This is a genomic window from Paraburkholderia sp. RL17-373-BIF-A (genome assembly GCF_046030175.1).
Lineage (GTDB): Bacteria > Pseudomonadota > Gammaproteobacteria > Burkholderiales > Burkholderiaceae > Paraburkholderia.
In genome coordinates, this window is sequence record NZ_JARESO010000015.1 from 102,485 (window position 1) to 125,277 (window position 22,793).

Below are 22,793 nucleotides of genomic sequence, written 5' to 3' on the forward strand. Positions count from 1 at the left end.
GCACTGACCGCGCTTGCTTTAAACCATCAGCCAGTCAGCGTTAGGCCGGCTGCGTGACGTCATTCACATAAGTCGCCTTCAAACGCTTCTCCGCTTCGGCGAGATCCTTCGGCGGCTTGGTCGGCTCGATTCCGACCAGACGGGCGATGTTGTTGCCCATGTAGTCTTCGAGGCCATCCTCATCCAGATTCATGCCTTGCGGCGCGGGACCACACAGCATTTCGAGTTCGCGCAGCCACATGCCCGGCTCGTTCGGCGGCGAATCCGTGCCGAACACTATCTTGTTGCGCGGCAGTTCGCGAGCGAATTCGACGATGCGCGACTGATAGCACCAACCCGATTCGCAGTACACGTTCGGCGTATCCATCGCCATCCAGAAGGCTTCGAACGAGTAGTTGCCGCCCGTCTGAATCCCGAAGTGACCGATGATGAAATTCACCATCGGGAATTCGCGGATGATCGGATAGAACTGCGTCGGAATCGTGTACGGTCCGTCGCCGGTGTGAATCAGCACGACCACGCCGAGCTCGGCGCACTTCTTCATCGCGGGACGCAACCAGTCGAGCGCGCGATCTGGACGGTAGCCGTGCATATTCGCGTGCAGCTTGAGCATCTTGAAGCCGTACTCCTTCACGTGGAATTCGAGCTCGGCCGCGCCGTTCTCCGGGCCCCAACGCGGGTTGTACGTGAAGTTGCCGATAAAGCGATCCGGGTACTTCTGCGTCAGTTCGGCGATATACGACATGTAATCGCGAATGCCTTCACGGCCGCGTCGGTTGCCATCGCGATAGCCCGTGTTGCCCGGGGGCGGCTGAATGAAACCCATGTCGATACGGCGCGGCTTGCCGTTGATGATGTACGGACCGTCCATCATCTTCAGCAGGCGTTCGCCGGTGAACGGCTCGCCGGTATGGCGCCACGCTTCGTCGACGAGATTGGTGGGATGCAGATGCGTATCGATGATCATCAGCGGGCTCCTGCGTAGTCGGCCTGGTCCGCGTGTTTCTTCGCGGCGCCGGCATGGTGTTTCAGATAGGCTTGCGCTTCTTCGACGCTTCTCGGCGGCGCGCTCGGCTCGATGCCGATCATGCGGGCGAGGTTGTTGCCGAGATAGTCTTCGAGCGTGTCTTCGTCGAGATTCAGGCCTTGCGGCGGCTCGTGACACAACACTTCGAGCAAACGCAGCCACATGCCCGGCTCGTTCGGCGGCGTGTCGGAACCGTAGAGAATCTTGTGCGTGGGCAGCACCTTCGCGAATTCGACGATTCGCGATTGCAGGCACCAACTCGATTCGCAATACACGTTCGGTGTGTCGAGCGCCATCTGATACGGCTCGAAGCAATACACGCCGCCCGTCTGCACGCCGAAGTGTGCCATGATGAAATTCACCGACGGGAATTCGCGAATCAGCGGATACCACTCGCTCGGAATGCTGTACGGGCCGTCGCCGGTATGCAGCTTCACGAGCAGGCCGAGGTCCGCGCATTTGCGCAACGCGGGGCGCAGCCAGTCGAGCGCGCGGTCGGGACGGTATGCATGCATGTTGGCCTGCAACTGGACCATCTTGAAGCCGTGTTCCTTCGCGTAAAACTCGATGGCTTCAGCACCGTTCTCCGGACCGCAACGCGGGTTGTAGACGAAACAGCCGAGCAGACGGTCCGGGTATTTCTGAACGCATTCCACGGTGTACGCCATGTAGTCGTCGATCGACTCGCGGCCGGAGCGTTCGCCGTCGGTCCACGTATAGATGGTGTTGCCTTGCGGCGGCTGAATGAAGGCCTTGTCGATGCGGCGAGGCTTGCCGTTGATGATGTAGGGGCCGTCCATCACCTCGATCAGACGCTCGCCGGAAAATGGCTCGCCATCATGGCGCCACGCGAGGTCGACCAGGTTGGTCGGATAACAGCTAGTGTCGATGATCATGTACTCGATCTCCTTGAGAGGAACTGGTGTATCCAGTTGCCGGATCGCGGGCAGGCGCATCGATGGAACTCAGCCCGTTGGGCTTGCCCATGCGGCCCTTTGCAAGGCGCAGTGTTCGTGCGCCTTCCCCTCGCCGGCATCGAGTGTCACACTGATGTGCACTGCTGCTTGCGATGCAGTCTCACAAGATAAAAACGCTCTGTACAATATTTTTTAACCACGATCTTGATACGTTTGCGATATGGACATCCGGCTGTTGCGTTACTTCGCGGTGCTTGCCGACGAACTGCATTTCGGCCGGGCAGCCGCGCGGCTGCACATTTCCCAGCCGCCGCTGAGTCAGCAGATTCGCATCCTCGAAGAGGAGATGGGCACGGCACTGTTCATGCGCTCGCAACACCGTGTCGAACTCACCGAGGCAGGGAAAACACTTAAAGAACAGGTGCCGTTGATCTTCGCGCAGTTCGAACGCGCGATCGATCTGACGCGTTGCGCGGGGCGTGGCGAAGTGGGGAGCCTCGAGATTGGCATCATCAGTTCGGCGATGGTCGAGCCCATTCCGCGCGCGCTACGGGTATTCGCGGAGAAGCATCCGCAAGTGCGGTGGACGCTGCATGAGATGACGCCGGCCGCGCAGATTCTCGCGTTGAAAGAGCGCCGGCTCGATATCTGTTTCTTTCGCGTCTCGCATGAAGACCCGGAGATTCGCAGCGAAGTGGTGATGCGTGAGTCGGCGGTGGTCGCGTTGCCGTTGGGGCACGCGCTGGCGTCGCGCGGAGAGATTGCGTTGCGCGAGTTGGAGGCCGAACGCTTCGTGTCGTTCGGTTTGCGGCAGTCGCAATTGGCGCGCTTTCTACAGGACTGTTGTGTTGAGGCAGGGTTTACACCGCGGATCGAACAGGAAGTCGTCGAGGTGCATACGTTGTTGTGTCTCGTGCGCGAAGGATTAGGCGTGGCGTTGCTGCCTTCGTCCGCGCGGCAGTTGTCGACGGGTGGTGTCGCGTTCGTGCCGGTGGCTGCGCCGCGCCCCGAAGTGTCGCTGCACGCGCGCTATCGTGCCGAGACGCCTTCGCCGGTGTTGTCGCTGTTTCTCGAAACCGTGCGGGAAGTGGCGGCTAGTGTGAGCTGACCGTTTGCGCGACAAGGTCGCGGATCACTTGGATCAGCGGCGCCACACGCCCCGCTTTCTCGCGCGGCCATACGGCGTAGAGGTTGTAGTGCGTCGGAATTTCCACTTGCGTGAGTTCGACCAGATTGCCGTTGCGTTGGGCGTCGGCGGCGAGCAGGCCACGCGCCAAACCCGCCCCCACGCCTGCGCTGGCGGCGGCGATCAAGCCCGCGGCGTTGTCGAAAACCGCGACGGCGTCGGGCTCGACCTCGGGCAGCCCCGCAGCGGCGAGCCAGGGAATCCACGAACGCTTCGTATAGCCGAGCAATGGCAGCTCCAGTAGCTGCTCGGGCGTGAGCGGCACGCTGAGCCCGCGTGCCTGCAACAGCGAGGGCGCGCCCACAGCAGTCAAACGGTCGCCGCAAATCAGCGCGTTTTCGAAGCCGTCCCATTCTCCATACCCATATCGCAACGCAATATCCACGCGCTCGAACGCGCTGCGGTCACGACGCGGTGTGGACAGCACCGTGAGCGATGTCCCGCTCAACGCGCCGAGCAAGGCCGGCAAACGCGCCACCAGCCAGCTCTGCGCGAGTTCGGGATCGACGTCGAGCGTGATGGACTGCTTGGCCGTGCGCTCTTTTACCGACGACAACGCGCGATCGATTTGCTCGAAGCCATCCGCCAACTGATTCGCGAACAGCACGCCCGCATCGGTCAATACCACGCGGCCGCTTTCGCGCACGAAGAGCGGCTGGCCGACGAACTCTTCGAGCGTGCGGATCTGCTGGCTGATCGCGCTATGCGTGAGCGACAACTGCCGTGCGGCGCTCGAAAAACTGCCGACGCGCGCTGCTTGCAGGAAGGCCTGCATCGACTGGATAGACGGATAGCGCTTCAACATGGTGTTAGCCGGACTTACGGATGATAGAAGAAATGGTCGCTGGCGTTGTGCTTAACGGCTTTCAATAATGGCCGCAAGCACGCGACCCTTGTCACGCATCCACTCATGCAATGCGCCGCGCTGCACAACGACATTTAGGAGACAGCGCATGATCGAGATCGTGGTCAATGACACGCGGCACTCGCTCGACAATGTACCGGAAGACATGCCCCTGTTGTGGGTATTGCGCGACCGGCTCAAATTGACCGGCACGAAATTTGGTTGCGGCGGCGGCTTTTGCGGCGCGTGCACGGTGCATCTGGAAGGCGAGGCGGTGCGCTCCTGTTTGCTGCCTGCTGTAGCCGTGGCCGGCAAACGCATTACGACGATCGAAGGGTTGTCGAAGGACGGCCGGCATCCACTGCAACTCGCGTGGGTCGCCGAGGATGTGCCGCAATGCGGCTACTGTCAGTCCGGTCAGTTGATGCAGGCGGCCGCGTTTCTAAAGGACAAGCCGACCGTCAACGACGAAACCATCACGACGGCGATGTCCGGCAACATCTGTCGATGCGGCACGTACTCGCGGATTCGCAAGGCGATCAAGCGGGCGGCGTCGGGTGATCCTGCGCTGGCGGCTGTGGAGATGCCGGCTTGCGCGTCCGCCTGCTCGTCTCACGTCACGAACGAGGAGGCTTGAATGCGCAACGGCAAAGAAGCGCTGACCAGCGATCGCGGCGCTGCTCGCCGTCGCTTCATCAAGCAGAGTTCGGCGCTGTTGGCCTCGGGTCTCGCGATCGGCTTCCAGTTGCCCGAAGCCTTCGGCAAGGGCGACAACAAAAGCGGTGATTCCAAACCGCAGGCCGGTGAGTTCGAACCGAATGCATGGGTGCGCGTGCTGCCGGACGATACGATCAAGCTGGTCGTCCACAAACATGATTCCGGCACGGGCACGCGTACCGCGCTCGCTGCGATGGTCGCGGAAGAACTGGACGTCGATCTGTTTCGCGTCGATGTGATCACGCCGGAGAATCCGTTTTACGGCGATTACATTCATCCATTGTGGAAGGTGTTTTCGACGGGCGGGAGTACGAGCGTGTCGCTGGAATACGAGCGCTTGCGACGTGCGGGCGCGACGGCGCGCGCGATGTTGATTGCTGCTGCGGCGAAACAATGGAATGTGGAGCCGGCGACGTGTTCAACGGAGAACGGCTTCGTGGTCAATCAGGCTAGCGGTAAGCGTGCGAACTATGGATCGCTTGCGCAGGTCGCGGCGCAATTGCCTGCGCCGAAAGATGTCGCGTTGAAAGATCCGTCGCAGTTCAAATACATCGGCAAATTACGGAAGAAACGCGGCGCTGCGGAGAAGGCGCGAGGCGCGTTTCCGTACAGCATCGACGTGTCGTTGCCGGACATGTTGGTCGCTGTCGTCACGCGCGCGCCGGTGATCGATGCGCGCGTGCGCAGCGTGGATGCTAAAGCGGCGTTGGCCGTGCCGGGCGTGCGGCAGGTTTTGCAGATTCCTGGGCGGCCCGACATTCTCGGTGGCAATCAGGCCGGCGTGGCTGTGTTGGCGGATGACTATTGGTCGGCGCATAAGGGGCAGGCAGCGTTGCATGTCGAGTGGGAAGACAGTCCGCTGGAGACTCTTGATAGCAGCACGCTTGCTGCGCGTCAGGCGTCGTGGCTCGATGATCCTGCGGCGCGGGTGGTGCCGACTGTTCAGAGTGGGGATTTGAAGACTGCGTTTGCGCACGGGGCGCGGGTGATTGAGGCTTCTTATTCGATGCCTTATAAGGCGCAGTGTCCGCTTGAGCCGATTAACGTGACTGCGTGGGCAAAGAAGGACGGTGCAATTGAGTATTGGGGTGGGCTGCAAGTGCCGTCAACGGTGCAGGAGGCGGCTCAGGTGATCGGCGGTATCCCGGCGAATCGTGTGGTGCTGCATGAGCTTGTTTCAGGTGGCAGCTTTGGGTCGCGTGAGTCGAAGTACTGGCTTTTTGAAGTGACCTGGCTGGCGTTGAAAGTTGGGAAGCCGGTTAAGTTGATGAATAGCCGTGAAGATGAAATGCGGGCGCTTTATTACCACTCGGCGAGTTTTCATCGGGCGAAGGCTGTGCTTGATTCGAGTGGGAATTTGGCGACGTTGCAGTTGCGGGCGGTGATGCCTGCTTCGCCGGAACAATGGGAGCCTGGGTACTTCGATCGGCCGGATCGGATGGATTACAGCACGACTGAAGCGATCAGTAAGTATGAGTTCGCTTATGGGGCGCCGCATGTGGATATTGGTTGGGTTCGGCATGAGACCGGTGTGCCAACTGGATGGTATCGGGCGGTGAGTTATATCCCGAACGTGTTTGCGGTTGAGTCTTTTATGGATGAGGCCGCGCATGCGGGGCGTCGGGATCCTGTTGAGTTTCGGTTAGCGCATATGAAGGACCCTAGGCATAAGGCTGTTTTGATGGATGCGGCGAAACGTGCTGGCTGGGGAAAGGCGTTGCCTGCTGGGACTGCTTTGGGCGTGGCGACTAATCAGGCTTATAGCAGTTATGTTGCTGTTGTGGCGCGTGTTGCTCGGAAAGGCGATGGTGTTGTAATCGAGAAGCTGACCTGTGTCGCGGATTGTGGGTTGGCTGTTTCGCCGGGTGGGGTCGAGGAGCAGCTTTATGGCGGGTTGATGTGGGGGTTAGGGCATGCGACGGCGGATCGCATCGGTATTCGGCATGGGCAGGTCGAACAGAAGAACTTTGATACGTATCGGGTGATGCGGATGAGTGATATGCCGGAGATTGATATTTTGATTGTGCAGGGGGATACGTCGAAGCCTGGTGGGGTGGGGGAGTTGTCTAGTCCTTCGGTGGCGCCGGCGATTGCTAATGCGGTGTTTAGGCTTGCTGGGCGACGGTTGAGGGAGACGCCCTTCGATCTCGCGAAGGTGGGTGGGAAAGGGAAAGCTTGAACTGCGGGTGCGCGGTCACATTGTGGTATCTCAAGGGCTGCTTTTTTTGGCACCGGCTCGATGCTGCGTGCGTGGCGCTTGGTTCTAAGGGTTTGTACTTATTTCTACAACATTGTTTTGTTCTGCAAGTACTTAATTGCGAGCAGGCCACAGCCTAGACTGCAAGTACTGAAACGCAAACGGGCGTTTGCGGACAAATGAAGTCTGGAGGTAAGCATCATGAAACTCGTTCAATCGCTCATCGTCGTAGCTGCTCTTGCAATTCCGGCTGCCTCATCTTTTGCTCAATCGAACGGAGCGGTCGCTCCGACCAATGTTCAGGCCGCGCAAACTAGCGTGAATCCAGGAAGTGGCGCTGCGACCGATTTTGGCGGCGTCGCTGACGGTACTTCAGCGTCGGGTAGCCATCATCAACTGCGTTCGTTCGGCACCGCCGTCGCCCACTTGGGACATAAAATCCAAGGCTCTATTCGCCCGGACCCGAATGATGGAATGAAGCCCGTGTTTTTCGGCGGCGCATAAATTGACCGCATTGATTGCAGCCTTGTGTCGTGGATTGGGTGGTACCTAGACGTCCTTGGTCTGTTGAGCGAATAACGTAGAGACGCGCAGATAAATCTGCGCGTTTTCGCTTTCAGGAATCCGCCGCTGGGCTTGTTTCGCTGAGTGACGAGTTTCGAGCGGGTCAATTGACTGCAACAGGTCGAGATGGAATGGATACCGCCCTCCCTCCGGGGACCGGTCAACGGCGGAGCACTACGCCGGTGCGACGTCATATCGGGTCCGGCTAGGGGCGGACGATCGCGGATGGCAGCTATCCTGTGCCCCTGGTGTGGTCTGAATCTCTCGCGCAGCTACTCGCGCGGATACTCCTGAGCTTGAGCGGTAGCTCAGGTCGGCAGCGTTACGATCGGCTGCTTCAGCCAGGCGCCAGGGAAACATCATGACGGTGCAGCGTATGGACAACGTCGGCATCGTGGTTGAAGACATGGATGCCGCCATTGAGTTTTTTGTTGAACTTGGCCTGGAGTTCGAGGGGCGCGCCCCAATCGAAGGAGATTGGGCAGATCGCGTCTCTGGATCGCGGCATGCGCGTCGAAATTGCCATGATGCGTACGCCGGACGGTCACATCCGGCTCGAGCTGTCCCGATTCCTTGCGCCACCTGTGGTCGCCGATCACCGTCGCACCCCGGTGAACGCCCTTGGTTACCTACGCGTCATGTTTACCGTGGAGGACATCGACGATACGCTCGCCCGTCTCGGTAAACGCGGCGCGGAACTCGTCGGCAAAGTGGCTCAGCACGAAAACACGTATCGGCTCTGCTACATCCGGGGTCCCGAAGGAATCCTCATCGGGCTCGCTCAAGAGCTTGGGCATGGCGCCTAACCCTTCCATCGAGTGGACGTTAGCGACCGCTGCTTCCCGCTAGAGAAATTCGGAGCGCTGCTCGAGCGCTAAGGGTTTCCAGCGTTACGATCGGCCTGGTCGCTCTCGGGCTGCGCGCGGCCACTAAGGGACACTCGGCGAAGTGCCGCGAATCGTCGACAATCAACTTCCGTGTCACTGTGCTCGAGTAGGATCTAACCGGCTGGCGTCAAAGGTCGAAGCGTGGGAGCGGAGACATCGTTTAACGCAAGATGAGATTGAGCCTGTTCGTTCACCGAAGATCATGGTTTCTATGATCGGCTAGGGACAGTGCATTCTATATTGCGCGTGACGTTGCATCGATATCCGTGCTTATAGACACAAATTTAGGCAACTGTTCGTTTCTTTTCCAACTATCCGGTACGTCAACTGAGTGCGGTCTGTTACTGGAAGGCCGCCGCGGTCGATGCGACCTTCATTAACAACTGAGACTTCGTCGTTGCATATTGATTGGGCGGTTGATAGTCATGTGCGATTTGATACGCCATAGTTAAAGTTTCCTTCGCTTCACTTTCATCGCCGGCAACGTGAAACGCCTTGGCGAGCGAGAGCAAGCCATCAAGATTCATTGCTTTCTGTCTTTCAGAAAGCATCAGAGCCGAGGTCTTGTTGCTGCGCGAAAGGCGCAGACTTTCTGCGCTCATCTCCGACTTTGCCATCGCCTCAGCCAATACACCTTTCTCGCTGATCAATGACTGACGTTGCTCAATCGGCATAACATCAACGATGTTCAATATTCTTCGAAAATCCTCCTCAGACGCCTTCAAGTCGCCCTTCAGATGTTCCTCCCGAGCGATGTATGTCCACAACTCAATCTGCATATGGGTCTTCTGAGGATCTATCTTTCCGGCGAAGAACTTGGCGGTTGAGAAGTCTCCGCGATTCGATGCGTCACGGATTATTTGGCTCAACGTCTCATCTCGAACATCAACGTAAAGCGTAGGTCCCGGCAACTCTTGAAGAAAATCTAGAGCCGCATCTTTATTTCCGTTACGCGCTTCAAAACTCGCATACGCATCGATTATCAACGGTGCAGGAATCCGATGTCGAGCAAAGTCGAGCTGATTCGAGTCAAGTGCAAGTCTCCCGACCGATGCCCGAATCGCCTGCGCTTGACCTTTGTTGGCAATCGAACTGCAGGCGCCTAAAGCTTTGTCCATGAGGTCCAGCGCGGCTGTCGGCTGTGACTTTTGGAAACGGATTATCGCCAGATCCCGGTACGCCAACGCGGTGTCGGCAGAAGGCGGCCATCTGCGGGTAGCCTCTTCAAGCGATGAGACCATCCAATCCGGAACGCCGCCGGGAGCCGCGTTGGCGAGCGCAAAGGCGGCACGGTCAAAATCGGAAGGTGACGCTGGGTCAGAAGTTGCCGAGGTAATTGCTTCGTCAAATATGGAATGTGCCTGCGCTTTAAGGCCCAAATCTGAGTATATTAAGGCGGCATTGGTGAGAGTGTCGGTGCTCCACACGGGTTCTCGCGAGCCACTGCGCAAGATTGCAAGTGCTTCATTGAGAATATGCTCCTTCTCTTCGACCGACATGCTGGAGGGCGCGGAAACTACAGTGACAAGGGCAGCGGATTGGCACGCGCGACATAGCATCCGTGCGCTATCCAGGGCATCCGACGTGAAGCCGTCAAACGCCATCTCCTTCGGGAGCATGGGCTCGTTCGGGTCATTTTCGCGCGCCTCCAACAGGATCTCGCGTGTCGCTTCATGCCATCTGGCGGCCTTGAGGGCTGGTAGCGGGTTCGGTGTGGTTTGTGCCATTACTGCCGCATTTATACCGAGCATTAACAACGACGCGATCAGTTTTTTTTGACAGATAAAGATCATGGCAGACCAATAAGGTGAAGACGACGGATGCTGGTGCGCTCCGTAGAGAGTTCGTCACTTGAATAAACGCACTGCTGAAGATGTCTTCGAGAAGGCGTTGTTCGAGGTCGGTTGTATTGTGGCGCGGGTTTCAAATAATATTCAAGTTCAAAGTCGAGGACATCGGCTTCACGCCCGAAGCCTCTGGCGGACGGCAGGCGATAGCACCCGACGACTCTACAAGCATTGACCATCGCATACGGTTGTGACCTCGTAATGCACTCTACAACTGCCACCCGAGGACTCCCATCTACGTCGCAGCGTTTTCACGGCCGAGCTGAGCGGCCGCTATCCGGAAAGGTGACTGTCCCTTGTGGGTCGAACTGCGCCCATCGTCGTTCGGCTCAGGTCGCCCACGAGCGGACCTCCGTGGGCGTGATTCAATTCACCCCGCAGCCGACATTCGGTGCGAGTTCGGGCTCGTAGACCATAAAAAAACCGCCCGACATAGTCGGACGGTTCTTCGCCATACTCATGCCGCAAAGCGACGTGAAATTACTGTCCAGGCGAACCAATCGACGCAGGTTTAAGCGGTTCGGCTATGCCGCCGTGCACGCCAATCACTGCCTCAACATAGTTTGGCGTCGTTGTCGAAACCGTATCCCATACTGCGGAAACCTTCGCATTGCCACCGGCGAAGACGGCACCAGCATGATTTCCGGCGGCAACGAGGCTGGCATCTGCACCCGAGGCCGTTGGAATCGCTTTCGTCGTGCCGTCTCCCTGCGCTGCATTGATCGGTGTGCCGTAGTTCATTGCAGCCGCGACATTACCGTTCGCATCATAGACGACCACCGCATCGCCTTTACCCAAACCGATCGGATTCGCTGCATCGTTATTGACGTTCAACATCGCAACGACCGGAACCGTGCCGGCGAGGCCCCAGGTTGTGCGGAACGTATTTTCGTCCGTTCCGGGCACACCCGGCACAACGACCAGATGTTCACCCGGTGCAAGCATCGTACCGGCCACAAATGCCGCGCTATTGTTGGCATCGTTGACGTCAGCATGATTGTCGCCCCACTTCCAGCCGGTCAGATCAATTGCCGTGCTGCCATAGTTATAGATTTCAAAGAAATCCTGACCGCCGTCTGCGTTCGAGTTCACCTCCGAGATCAGCACGGTCGGCGCTGGCGCACCTGCTGCTGCAGTCGTGAAGCTCTGCGTCGTGCCTGCATATGCGTTGCCATACAGGTCAGTGATAACGCTACCGGCCAATTGCACGGTGTAGCGAGAACTATCCTGCAATGGTGTCGTCAAGGTGATGCTCACCCGACCGCCATTGAATTTGACCTGGGTCGTGTCGTCAACGGACACATTACGCGTATCAGAGCCGTTGCTGATAACAATGTTACCTGTGCCGGCCTGCACGACTTCGCTGAACGACAGTGTCATGTGGTTGCCGATGATGCCTGTCGCGCCATCGACCGGCGCAGTGCTGGTCAATGTCGGGGCTGTGTGGTCAACGGTACCAATCGCCTTGAACGAGAACGTCGATAAGTCGGACACGGCAGAGGTATCGTTCCCCGCTGCCGTCTTGATCGCCCCCGTTGGATACGTGATGTGGTAGGTGGTGCCGGCGACCATGTAGAACTTTGGATGAATCTTCATCACATTACCGCTGAACGTCACTTGCGATGCGTCGGTTACGGGAATCGACCGCGTATCGTCAGCGCCGTTACTGAGAACGATATTACCCGCACCCGCCTTCACCGATTGATCGAACGTCAGGTAGAGGTTGCTGCCAATGCCGACATTGCTTGTGCTGGTGGTTGGCTTGAAGATGGTCAGGCCTGGCAGGCTCGGCCCCGCGGCCTGTTCACCAACCGCATAAATGGTCCCGTCCGGGCCCATCGTCACACCCTCGTTCTGGGCAGTGGCACTCATATACAAGCTGCTCAGCAACTTGCCGGTACGATCCATCTCGACGATCTTGCCATCCGGCGCGCCGATGATGATGATGTTGCCGTAATCCGGAGCGCTGCTCGGTACGATATTCGACAACGAGAAAACGTCATTGAACGCAGAAAGGCCCGTCGTGGCCGCATCGAACAGCACCGGCGGATTGTCTGTCGTCGGCAAGATGGGCGTACCGTTCGATGCTGTCGCCGACCCGCCCGCGAAATTGATTGCGGCCTGGAAGATGCTGGTGGGTTGCGACTGGCGCACGGCAATGTAGCCGCCTGTTTTGGTATCGAAAGTAACGCCCTCAATACCGACGTTGGCAACCGTCGTCCCCAGTTTGACGGACTGTACGTCTGCTCTGTGCAGTATTCCACCAGGAACGTAAGTGAACAGATCGACTTGACGGAGACGCTCTTCCACTAATACGAACTTGCCGCCACCGACATAGGTGATGCCTTCAGTGTCCTCGAAGTCGCCGGCATTGAGCGTCATGGAATCGATAACGTGACCATCGCTCTTTGCAACCTGCACCACTGAGGTCGCACCGTCGCCAATGACAAACAGCGAATCGGTATCCTTGTCATAGGTCACGCCGGACGCCTCTGCATTCAGCAGATTGGTGCCGGTCGTAGCGAACTGCAGAGGAAACATTGCTGTCTGCGTGTAGCTATTCAAATCATAGGTGCTTTGCGGATTGGCAAATGCAAGCGTAGGAATTTTGCTATCTACTACAGGCGCTGCATTGCCGCCATTGTCACCAGCAGTGCTGCTGCTATTATCGCCCCCGCCACATGCACTAAGACCGGCTGCGAGAATCGCAGAAATTAAAAGTTTTATTTTCACGGTACGGTAAGTATTTGAAAGGTTGAAGAATTCGCGACCATATCGGACGTGTATTGCATTTTCATGACCGATAAAACTGTACGAGAGCGCGCTCGGGCAGGAATAGCCGATATCTTTGGTTTGGCGGTCGACGCTGTCCAACCGGAGATGCATTTTGCGACCGATTTTCAGGTTGCCCCACCGCCTGATTTAAAGCGCAACGAGTACGACAGATTGCCTGACGACATCCGGGACGTGGCGAATCGCGTGATAACGAGAAACTTGAGAGTGGTGCGCTTGTCATTCACACGGTGTGCGACTACTGCGATCACATGGTTCGTTGCTACTCGGTCAAACCAAAGGACGTAGCGAGGCCTACCTGGACTTCCGGGACGCGTGGCCAATAGGAGGCGTGGGGCCGGTGCTTCTGCGGCTACGGTACGCGTGTGTTGGAGGCGATGAGCCGCCTCGATCAAGACGTTCAGCGCGAGCAAGACAATCTCGCGATTGATATGTGTGCATTCTCATTCAAGAATGCACATGGCGAACATCGGGCGCTTCGTGCGTTTGTGCAGGTGATTATTCAATGTCACCGGAAACGCACCCGCCACACGCATCGCCGCACCGAGAATGGAGGCTCCTCAGCTCTTCAACGGCAACCATATCTCAAGCCCGCCCATCCCACTAACAGGATCAAACTTCTCGTCATACCGCTCGAAATTCGGCGCATCAGCAGGAATATGTCCCGATGCCGGTAGCCACTGATTCCAGATCGTGTTCCAGGTGCGCCGGATAGTCGAAATATGTTCGCGATGGCTAAACAACGCATACCGCTGCGGCGAAATCCGCAAGCGGCTCAGCTCAGCAGGCAATCCTGAAAAGTCACTGACTTCGACACCGCACAGATAGTCAATGTTGCCAGCATCGTCAGCGTTATAGCAGACGCCATACGCCACATTGCCGATCTGCCCAGGCACTTTGCCGAAGTAGTCACCAAAGCGCTGCCACTGCGACGGAATTGCAGCGCAGGTTTCGCTGGTATAGCGCTCGCTCAAGCCCGCAACAAGAAACGCTTTGCCGTCTTCAAAGCGCGGCGGTTCGAGATGGGTAAGCAGGGTTTCGTCCATTTTGATCGGCTCCACGAGGGCGAGATTGTCGAGATGGCCACGCGCGCGCAGCGCGTCGGGCGTGAGCCCAAATTGCTCGCGAAACGCGCGCGTGAATGCCTCGTGAGAACCGTAGCCGGCGTCGATGGCGACCGCGAGGATGTCCGGTGCACCACTCGCTAGACGGCGTGCCGCCTCGCTCAAGCGCCGCCCGCGGACATAGCGCATCACCGAAAACCCCGTGGCCGCTTCGAAGGCGCGCGCCAGGTGAAAGCGCGACACGCATCCGCAGTTGGCGATGTCGTCGAGCGTCAACTCGTGGGCAAAGTGGCTTTCGATAAACCACAGCGCTTTTCCAACCGGGTTCATATGGGCTCTCATGTCAGCATGGAACCAGCTTAGCGAGCGCCGATCCGGGGCGTTTGATCGGGATTGCGGTTTTGGGGGGGCGGCGTTTAGTAGTTTTCGGTCGCGGCTTTGTTGCCCGTGGCGGGGGAGTGTCCATCCGCTGCCGTCACGTTGTGACCGTGAGCCCCTTCCTGCGCCCCAGCCGCAACCGCGTGCCCCGGCCGCAACAACAGCCCCCCAAGCACCCCCGCCACTGCCGCAAAGATCGCCCCAAACAAAAACGCGACGTGATACCCACTGTTCAGCGCCGCGACCGCATCACCAGACGCCTGCATCGCCTCACTCCGCGCCGCGGCAAGACTCGCCAGCACCGCAAGCCCAAGCGCGCCACCCATCATGAACGACGTATTGACGATACCCGACGCGAGCCCCGAATCACTCGGATCGACATCGCTCATGGCGGCGAGCAGCATCGGATTGAAGGCGATACCGGCGCCGAAGCCGAGCAGAATCATGCCGGGCATGACATCGAGCACAAAGCTGCCGCCCACCGGCGCGCGAGCGAACAAAGCAAGACCGCACGCCGCGACCAGCAGACCGACGGCCAGCGGAAGCCGCAGACCAAAGCGCATCACCACCCGCGCCGACAGCCCGAGCGAAAAGAACCCCATGATCAGATTGGCGGGCAGGAATGCAAGCCCGACCTGCAACGGTCGATAGCCAAGCACACGCTGCAAATACAGCGCAGAGATGAAGAACCAGGCAAACATCGCCGCCGCCCACAACACGCCGACCACATTCGCCGTCGCCACATTGCGCAAGCGGAACAGACCAAGCGGCATCAATGGATGCTGAACGCGCGCTTCGATCACAAGGAACACGACAAGCAGCGCCAACGCGGCAAACAGCAAACCGAGCGTCTGCGCCGAAGTCCAGCCAGCCTCATTGCCATTCACCACCGCATAGACCGCCAGCATCAGCGAAACAGTGACAGACACCGCGCCGGCCACATCGAGCCGCTCGCCGTGCGCATGCCCGCGCGCGGACGGCAACAGTGCGACACACAGCGCGTACACGGCAATACCGATCGGCAGATTGACGAGAAAGATCCAATGCCAGCTCAGCAGATTGGTCAGCAGCCCGCCGAGCAACACGCCGATGCTGCCGCCACCCGCGCACACGAAACCATACACGCCCATCGCTTTGGCACGCTCGCCGGGCTCTGTGAACAGATTCATGATGAGGGACAACGAAACCGCCGAGACGATGGCACCCGCCACGCCCTGAACGGCCCGCGCGCACACCAGCAACCCTTGCGAGTTCGAAATGCCGCAAGCAAGCGACGCCAGAGTAAACAACGTGATGCCGATAAGAAACAGCTTGCGATGCCCATACAGGTCGCCGAGCCGCCCGCCAAGCAGCAGGCAACCGCCGAAGGTGAGCATATACGCATTGACCACCCACACGAGCGATGTCTCGGTAAAACCGAGATCCGCCGCAATGGACGGCAGCGCAACGTTCACGATCGTCGTATCGAGCACGATCATGAGCACGCCGAGGCACAGCACGATCAGTGCGAGCCAGCGTTTGTTGCCGTGGATGGAATGGGTCATGCAGGCGGCTCCTTAGGCACGGTCTATCGGATGCCGGACGTGCCGCCGCTGAAACAGGCGCTGCGCCGAAAGAAACGCAACCGGCCGCAACACCGTCCAACCGGTTGTCAACTCGTTGACGACAATGGGATTTTTCAGTCTAGCACCCGCGGGTTTGGACCCACAACTACGATTTCCAGGGCCGCGCAAACCTCAATCGCCGCCGAGCAATTCGTACTTGCCGCCGCGCTCCAGCGCTCGCTGATAAGCCGGCCTCGCGTGAATACGCTTGAGGAAATCGACCACCGCCGGAATCTGGCCTTCCATGCCGCCGCGCGCCGTGGCGGCTTCGAGCGGGAAGCTCATCTGCACGTCAGCCGCCGTGAAATCGTCACCGACGAACCAGCCGGTCGCGCTCAGTTCCTTGTTGATGTAGCCGAGGTGCAGCTTCAACTGCGGATCGATGAAGCTCGACTGCAACGTGCCGGCAATCTTGCGCGCGATCGGCTTGGCGAAGAACGGCATCGGCGCGCTGGCAATGCGCAGCGCCACGAGCTTGAGCAGCAGCGGCGGCATCGCGGAACCTTCCGCGTAATGCAGCCAGTACGTGTAACGCAGCCGCTCCGGCGTGCCCGGCGCCGGCGCAAACCGTCCCTGCCCGTATTTGCCGATCAGATACTCGATGATCGCGCCCGACTCCGCGATAGTCTGGCCGTCATCGGTAATCACGGGCGACTTGCCGAGCGGATGCACCGCGCGCAACTCGGGCGGCGCGAGCATCGTGTTCGGATCGCGCTGGTAACGCTTGATCTCGTAAGGAACGCCGAGTTCTTCGAGGAGCCACAGCACACGTTGCGAGCGCGAGTTGTTCAGATGATGGACGGTCAGCATGGGTCGAGGGACGGTGGCCAATGGAGTGTCACATCATAAGGTTGTTGTGCAGAGGCGGGCCTCTAGTCGCACCTCACACGCGTGATTTGCCGCCCATCAATTGATTCGACGGCAGCGTTTCGTCGAGCAGCTTGCGCGCGCTTTCGATACCGGCCACAGGCAGCCCCTCTGGGTTCAGCAAGCCCACCTGCACCAGCACGGATGCCTGATCCCAATAGATGTGCTCGTTATAAAGCTTGTCGCCGCGGAAACACACGACCGCGAGCATCGGCACCTCGAAATACTTACCGGTCGGCGCGACGCCGGGCAGCAACCAGTCGATCTCGCAGCTATGCGTGCAGCTGAAAATGAATTCGTCGACGATGCGATCCGCGCCGATGGTGCGCGAAATCGGAATCAGCTTCGTATCGACAGGATTCGAGTTGACGAAGTGATGCGTATAGAAACGCTTGAGGTTGTCATGACCGACTCCGCCGGTCATGGTCGGAACGTGATTGACGTAGGGTTGCGCGACCATGGTCGGCATGACCGCATCCACGTCACGCGTGGCGAACTCGTGGTAGCAATGCGCTTCCCACAGCGCGTTGAGATCGTAGACCGGACCCAGCACCTTGCGCAGCAGCGCGAGCGTGCGCGAATACGCCATCATCGCGGCGGGTTTGTCGTATTGCGGACGCGACGGCGCGGCAAACGCATGATCGCAACCGGGGTACACGTGTTGCTCGATCTGCGGCCGCGTGCGCAACGCTGCGCTGATCCGTTCGCGGGTTTCCGGCGGACAATGCGAGTCGTTTTCGGGGAAGTGGAACACCATCGGGCAGCGAATCGCGGGCACTTCGTCCAGATACGCTTCGAGGCCCACGCCGTAGTAGCTGACTGCGCAATCGACATCGGTTCGCGCGCCGCTCAGGAATGCGAGCTTGCCGCCGAGGCAGTAACCCACTGTGCCCACCTTGCCGGCCTGTTCGGGCATGGCGCGCAATGCGGCGACGGTGGCCGCGATATCGTCGATCGCGAGGTCCGTGTCGAACTGGCCGAGATAGGCGAGCGCCTGTTTCATGTCGGCTTCGCCATATCCGAGCACGATGCCCGGTTTGATCCGCCAGAACAGATCCGGCACCAGCACCACATAACCTTCCTCAGCGAAGCGGTCCGCCGTCGCCTTCATGGTGTCGTTGATGCCGAAAATTTCCTGCAGGAGCACGAGTCCCGGCCCCGACCCTTGCGCGGGGCGCGCGACGTACGCATTGAAACGGCCGCCATCCTGGGCGACGACTTCGATGAAAGAGGCGGCCATGCGGTGTGTCTCCTGTGTCGATCGTTGATCGACAAATGTGGGCTAGGCCATCGTACGCAACTCGAAGCGTTTGAGCTTGCCGGTTTCGGTGCGCGGCAGTGAATCGACGAAAACGATGACGCGTGGATATTTGTACGGCGCCACGCTATTTTTCACGAAATCCTGCAGTTGCGCGACCAATTTGTCGTCGCGCTCGTGACCGGGATTGACCACGACGAACGCTTTGACGATCTGTCCGCGGGTTTCGTCCGGCACACCTATCACGCCGCATTCGGACACCGCGTCGTGTTGCAGCAGGACGCTCTCCACTTCGGGGCCGGAGATGTTGTAGCCGGCGGAGACGATCATGTCGTCGGCGCGTGCCTGGTAGAACACGTAGCCGTCTTCGTCGAGATAGACGGAATCCCCGGGCAGGTTCCAGCCGTCGCGCACGAACTTCTTCTGCCGCTCGTCGGCGAGATAGCGGCAGCCGGTCGGGCCGCGCACCGCGAGTTTGCCGATCGTGCCGGGCGCGACCGGTCGCATGTCGTCATCCACGGCCTGCACGACGTAACCCGGCACCGCGCGGCCGATGGCGTTCGGGCGAATCTCGTCGCCTTGCGCCGAAATGAAGATGTGGATCAACTCGGTGCCGCCGATGCCGTCGATCATGTCGATGCCGGTCGCGTCGCGCCACAGACGCCGCGTCGAATCCGGCAATGCTTCACCCGCCGACACGGTTTTCTTCAGCGAAGAGACGTCGTGGTGCGCAACCAGCGGCGCCATTTGCCGATAGAAAGTCGGCGCGGTGAACATGACAGTCGCGTGAAAACGCTCGACGGTCTGCAGCAACGTCTCGGGCGTGAGCTTCTCGATCAACACCGTGGAGGCGCCAAATCGCAACGGAAAACACAGCAGGCCGCCGAGCCCGAACGTGAACGCGAGCGGCGGCGTGCCGCAAAAAATATCGCTCGATGTGGGCTTGAGCACGTGGCGCGGGAACAGATCGCACATGGCCACGACATCGCGATGAAAGTGCATGCAGCCTTTCGGCGCGCCGGTCGTGCCGCTGGTGAAGGCGATCAGGCAAACGTCGTCGGCGGCGGTGTCGCACGCGGTGAAGTGGTCGGGCTTGTTGATCGCGAGCGTATCGAGCGAATCGGCGGCGTCGTCGTGGAAGAGTCGCGTTTGCTTCAGACCCGCGCAATAGAACTCGTCTTCTGGATCGGTGCAGCGTGCCAGTTCGGCGGTCAGGCGAGCGTCGCACAACGCCGCGCCGACCTGCGCTTTTTCGATGATCTGCTTCAGTTCCTTGGCTCGCAGTAGCGGCATGGTCGGCACCACGACGAGTCCGACTTTCAGCGCCGCGAGCGCGGTCACGGCCATGTGCAGCGTGTTCGGACCGCGTAGTAAAACGCGGTTGCCGGGCTGCAGTCCCATTTCGTCGACCAGCACGTGCGCGCTGCGATTCACGAGCGCCAGCAGTTCACCGTAAGTGGTGGCGCGTGGTGTGCCGTCGACATCGGACCAGATCGCGGGATGATCGCGGTGGCCTGCATCGATGGTTCTATCGAGCAATTCCGTCGCGCAGTTCAAGCGCGCCGGGTACGCGACGTCGGGGTTGTCGAGCAGAAAGACGGGCCATTGATCCTGCGGCGGAAGATTGTCGCGCGCGAAGGTATCGACGTGTGCTGACGGTTCCATCATGGTCTCCCGGGCGTTGAGCCGGCTAAATGCGCTTCGGTTGGCTTGGTGGTTTCGTGGACTTTTTCGCGTGTGCGTTACTGCGGGACCACAGCGGTTCCTTCGATTTCGACTTTCGCTTCGTCTTCAATCAGCGCGACGACCTGCACCGCGCTCATCGCGATGTCGTAGTCGCCGATCAGCTCGCGAAACGCGCGGCCGATGTCTTTCAACGAAGCGAGGTACTCGCGTTTGTCGGTGACGTACCACGTCAATCGCACCAGGTGCTCGGGCTTGCCGCCCGCTTCGTGCAATACGGCGAGCACATTCTTGAGCGCCTGGATGGCTTGCGCGGCGAAGTCGGTCGTCTGGAAACGCGCCTGTTCGTCCCAGCCGATCTGGCCGGCAATGAACACTTGCGTACCGTTTGCCGCGACGCCGTTCGCGTAGCCACGCGGCTTGACCCAGCCGGCGGGAAGAAGAGCTTTTTTCATGAGCGATGCGCCTCAATGGAGTCGGGCTTTGGAGCGAACGCCGCGAGCGCGCTCGCGATGTCGGCGGGAATGTCGATGGATGTGCCGCGTTCGAGCGACGTCGTGACGAGCACCTGTTTCGCGCGGAAACGGGTTTCGCCGTTGCAATGGCCGACGATCTCGATGCTGATCGAGCGCCGCCCGATCGCCGCAACATTAAGTGTCAGCGTGATCGTTTCGCCCATCTGGCTCGGCCGCGAAAACTCGCAGTCGAGTTTGACGATCGGCAAGCCGAGGCGGCGTTGCGAGATCATGTGCGCGTAATCGATATGCAGGCCTTCGTTGAACCAGTCTTCGACCAGCGCGTTGGTCATCACCAGATATTGCGGAAAGAACACGATGCCCGCCGGATCGCAGTGCGAGAAGCGGATGCGTACGGGCCGTTCGAAAGACGCGCTCATTTGAGGTTCGCTCCGGCAGTCGCGGCAGCATGCGCTTTCAACAGATCGCGTCCAACAATCAATTGCTGCACTTCGGTCGCGCCTTCGTAAATGCGCAGCGCGCGAATCTCGCGATACAACAACTCGACGGCCGTACCGCTTTGCACGCCCATGCCGCCGTAGAGTTGCACCGCGGCGTCGATCACCTGTTGCGCGCCTTCGCTTGCGTGCCACTTCGCCATTGCGGCTTCACGCGTGACGCTTTCGCCTTGATCGCGCAGCCACGCGGCGCGATAGACCAGCAACGCGCTACTGTCGATGGTCAAGGCCATCTGCGCGAGTTTGGCCTGCGTCAGTTGAAAATCGCCGAGCGTCTGCCCGAACATCTTGCGCGACGCGGCACGTGTGAGCCCTTCGGCCATTGCATGACGCGCGAACCCGAGCGACGCGGCCGCCACGGAAGTCCGGAAAATATCCAGCGTCCGCATGGCGAGCTTGAACCCTTCACCGGGCGCGCCGAGCATCTGGCTGCGCGGCACGCGAGCGCCGGCAAAGTGCAGGCGCGCGAGCGGATGCGGCGCGATCACGTCGATGCGTTCGGCGATCTCCAGGCCCGGCGTTTCCGCATCGACAATAAATGCGCTAATGCCGCGCGCACCCGGCGCTTCGCCGGTTCTCGCGAACACCACGTAGAAATCGGCGATGCCGCCATTGGAGATCCACGTCTTGTCGCCGTCGAGCACGTAGGTGTCGCCGTCTTCGCGGGCGGACAGCGCCATGGCGGCGACATCGGAGCCCGCCTCAGGCTCGGACAGCGCGAACGCTGCGATGACCGTGCCGTTGGCGACGCGCGGCAGGTAACGTGTCTTCTGTTCGTGCGTGCCGCCGAGCGAGATGGCGCCCGAACCAAGCCCCTGCATCGCCAAAGCGAAGTCCGCGAGTCCCGAGTGTTTGGCCAGCGTTTCGCGCAGCAGGCAAACGGCGCGCGTATCGATCGTATCGCCGTGGCCGCCGTACGCAACGCCGCCCACGCCGTACTTCAGCCAGCCCGCGGCGCCGAGTTCACGCACCAGACGACGGCAGGTCGCATCCACGTCCTTGTGGTCTTCGTGCGAGAGGTTCTCGCGGCACCATGCTTCGATGCCCGCGGCCAGTTCGCGATGACGCGGCTCGAAGAACGGCCACGCCAGCGCGCTATGCAGATCCAGTTCGGTGTTGGCGCTCAACTCAGTCTCCTTCGAACACCGGACGCGACTTCGCGGCAAACGCACTGTAGGCGCGCTCGAAATCGCGTGTGCTCATGCAGATCGCCTGGGCTTGCGCCTCGGACTCGATCGCTTCGTCGATGCTCATGCTCCATTCCTGATGCAGCATCTTCTTCGTGATGCCGTGCGCGAAAGTCGGACCGGCGACGAGGTCGGCGGCGAGCTTGTGCGCTTCTTCAAGGAGCGCTGCGGGTTCGCACAGGCGGTTGTAGAAGCCCCACGCGTGGCCTTCGTCGCCGCTTGCCGAGCGTCCGGTGAAGAGCAATTCGGCGGCGCGGCCCTGGCCGATGATGCGCGGCAGAATCGCGCAAGCGCCCATATCGCAGCCCGCGAGACCGACGCGTGAGAATAGGAAAGCGAGCTTGCTGCGCGCGGTGCCGAGCCGCATGTCGGACGACATCGCGAGAATCGCACCGGCGCCGGCGCAGACGCCGTCGACGGCCGCAATCACCGGTTGTGGGCAATGGCGCATGGCTTTGACCAGATCGCCGGTCATGCGCGTGAAGAGCAGCAGTTCCGGCATCGGCAGATCAATCAGCGGCGCGATGATGTCGTGCACGTCGCCGCCGGAACAGAAGTTGTCGCCGGCGCCGTGAATCACCACTGCCTTGACGTCGGTCGCATAGGTCAATTGCCGGAACAGATCGCGCAACTCGGCATACGACTCGAAAGTCAGCGGATTCTTGCGCTCCGGGCGGTTCAGCGTGATCGTCGCAACCTTGTCGGCGACCGACCAGCCGAAGTGCCGCGCTTCGTAGCCGGCTAGCGTGAGGCGATTGCCGGCCAGCAGGGCATCGGCGTGGGATCGTGTCATGAATGTC

General features: G+C 59.9%; 20 protein-coding genes. 5 read left to right on the forward strand and 15 right to left on the reverse strand.

All coding sequences use genetic code 11. The features are described 5' to 3' along the window. Window positions 1–40 precede the first annotated feature (40 nt). Window positions 41–967: an amidohydrolase family protein gene (locus P0D80_RS20115; protein ID WP_012428924.1), complete on the reverse strand. Its 927-nt coding sequence runs from the start codon at window positions 965–967 to the stop codon at window positions 41–43. Then, a complete protein-coding gene (locus P0D80_RS20120; RefSeq protein WP_408286241.1) occupies window positions 967–1,923 on the reverse strand; it encodes an amidohydrolase family protein in 957 nt (318 codons plus the stop codon). The genes P0D80_RS20115 and P0D80_RS20120 overlap by 1 nt, the downstream gene beginning before the upstream one ends. 241 nt (window positions 1,924–2,164) lie before the next feature. On the opposite strand from P0D80_RS20120, the gene P0D80_RS20125 reads away from it, so the two are divergent. Next, entirely contained in the window at window positions 2,165–3,052 is an 888-nt protein-coding gene (locus tag P0D80_RS20125) for a LysR substrate-binding domain-containing protein (RefSeq protein WP_408286243.1), read from the forward strand. Here P0D80_RS20125 and P0D80_RS20130 read toward each other — a convergent pair. Next, the gene (locus tag P0D80_RS20130) at window positions 3,039–3,935 is read right to left on the reverse strand and encodes a LysR substrate-binding domain-containing protein (protein WP_408286245.1); all 897 of its coding nucleotides are present in this window, start codon (window positions 3,933–3,935) and stop codon (window positions 3,039–3,041) included. The genes P0D80_RS20125 and P0D80_RS20130 overlap by 14 nt on opposite strands. 148 nt (window positions 3,936–4,083) lie before the next feature. Between P0D80_RS20130 and P0D80_RS20135 the strand changes: the two genes are divergently transcribed. The 3 genes from P0D80_RS20135 (at window position 4,084) to P0D80_RS20145 (ending at window position 7,392) form a co-directional block, all read left to right on the forward strand. Next, complete coding sequence (locus P0D80_RS20135; RefSeq protein WP_408286247.1) at window positions 4,084–4,611, forward strand: (2Fe-2S)-binding protein; 528 nt, start codon at window positions 4,084–4,086, stop codon at window positions 4,609–4,611. Next, window positions 4,612–6,870: a xanthine dehydrogenase family protein molybdopterin-binding subunit gene (locus tag P0D80_RS20140; RefSeq protein WP_408286249.1), complete on the forward strand. Its 2,259-nt coding sequence runs from the start codon at window positions 4,612–4,614 to the stop codon at window positions 6,868–6,870. Window positions 6,871–7,089: 219 nt separating this feature from the next. Further along, the gene (locus P0D80_RS20145) at window positions 7,090–7,392 is read left to right on the forward strand and encodes a hypothetical protein (protein WP_408286251.1); all 303 of its coding nucleotides are present in this window, start codon (window positions 7,090–7,092) and stop codon (window positions 7,390–7,392) included. Window positions 7,393–7,789: 397 nt separating this feature from the next. Here P0D80_RS20145 and P0D80_RS51880 read toward each other — a convergent pair whose 3' ends face one another. Next, on the reverse strand, window positions 7,790–7,978 hold the full coding sequence (locus P0D80_RS51880; protein ID WP_459252760.1) for a hypothetical protein: 189 nt from the start codon (window positions 7,976–7,978) through the stop codon (window positions 7,790–7,792). Between P0D80_RS51880 and P0D80_RS20150 the strand changes: the two genes are divergently transcribed. Then, a complete protein-coding gene (locus P0D80_RS20150) occupies window positions 7,959–8,258 on the forward strand; it encodes a VOC family protein (protein ID WP_459252073.1) in 300 nt (99 codons plus the stop codon). The two genes, P0D80_RS51880 and P0D80_RS20150, sit on opposite strands and share 20 nt — an antisense overlap. 422 nt (window positions 8,259–8,680) lie before the next feature. On the opposite strand, the gene P0D80_RS20155 is transcribed toward P0D80_RS20150, so the two are convergent. The 11 genes from P0D80_RS20155 to P0D80_RS20205 all read right to left on the reverse strand — a co-directional run bounded on the left by P0D80_RS20155 (window position 8,681) and on the right by P0D80_RS20205 (window position 22,786). Beyond that, complete coding sequence (locus tag P0D80_RS20155; protein WP_408286253.1) at window positions 8,681–10,132, reverse strand: hypothetical protein; 1,452 nt, start codon at window positions 10,130–10,132, stop codon at window positions 8,681–8,683. A gap of 534 nt (window positions 10,133–10,666) precedes the next feature. Further along, on the reverse strand, window positions 10,667–13,060 hold the full coding sequence (locus P0D80_RS20160) for an SdiA-regulated domain-containing protein (RefSeq protein ID WP_408286254.1): 2,394 nt from the start codon (window positions 13,058–13,060) through the stop codon (window positions 10,667–10,669). A 479-nt stretch (window positions 13,061–13,539) separates the two neighbouring features. Then, window positions 13,540–14,373 (reverse strand): AraC family transcriptional regulator, encoded by an 834-nt coding sequence (locus tag P0D80_RS20165; RefSeq protein ID WP_408286256.1) that lies wholly within the window; start codon window positions 14,371–14,373, stop codon window positions 13,540–13,542. 86 nt (window positions 14,374–14,459) lie between these two features. After that, window positions 14,460–15,965, reverse strand: coding sequence for a DHA2 family efflux MFS transporter permease subunit (locus P0D80_RS20170; protein ID WP_408286257.1), 1,506 nt, complete (start codon window positions 15,963–15,965; stop codon window positions 14,460–14,462). A 192-nt stretch (window positions 15,966–16,157) separates the two neighbouring features. Further along, complete coding sequence (locus P0D80_RS20175; protein WP_408286259.1) at window positions 16,158–16,835, reverse strand: glutathione S-transferase; 678 nt, start codon at window positions 16,833–16,835, stop codon at window positions 16,158–16,160. Between the two features lie 73 nt (window positions 16,836–16,908). After that, window positions 16,909–18,132, reverse strand: coding sequence for a dienelactone hydrolase family protein (locus P0D80_RS20180; protein ID WP_408286260.1), 1,224 nt, complete (start codon window positions 18,130–18,132; stop codon window positions 16,909–16,911). Between the two features lie 42 nt (window positions 18,133–18,174). Continuing rightward, entirely contained in the window at window positions 18,175–19,815 is a 1,641-nt protein-coding gene (locus P0D80_RS20185; protein ID WP_408286262.1) for an AMP-binding protein, read from the reverse strand. A 77-nt stretch (window positions 19,816–19,892) separates the two neighbouring features. After that, window positions 19,893–20,288, reverse strand: a complete 396-nt coding sequence (locus tag P0D80_RS20190; RefSeq protein WP_408177397.1) for a RidA family protein — start codon at window positions 20,286–20,288, stop codon at window positions 19,893–19,895. Continuing rightward, on the reverse strand, window positions 20,285–20,728 hold the full coding sequence (locus P0D80_RS20195; protein ID WP_408177396.1) for an acyl-CoA thioesterase: 444 nt from the start codon (window positions 20,726–20,728) through the stop codon (window positions 20,285–20,287). Before P0D80_RS20195 ends, P0D80_RS20190 begins: the two co-directional genes overlap by 4 nt. Then, a complete protein-coding gene (locus P0D80_RS20200) occupies window positions 20,725–21,933 on the reverse strand; it encodes an acyl-CoA dehydrogenase family protein (protein ID WP_408286264.1) in 1,209 nt (402 codons plus the stop codon). The genes P0D80_RS20195 and P0D80_RS20200 overlap by 4 nt, the downstream gene beginning before the upstream one ends. Before the next feature lies 1 nt (window position 21,934). Beyond that, a complete protein-coding gene (locus P0D80_RS20205; RefSeq protein WP_408286266.1) occupies window positions 21,935–22,786 on the reverse strand; it encodes an enoyl-CoA hydratase family protein in 852 nt (283 codons plus the stop codon). Between the last annotated feature and the right edge of the window lie 7 nt (window positions 22,787–22,793).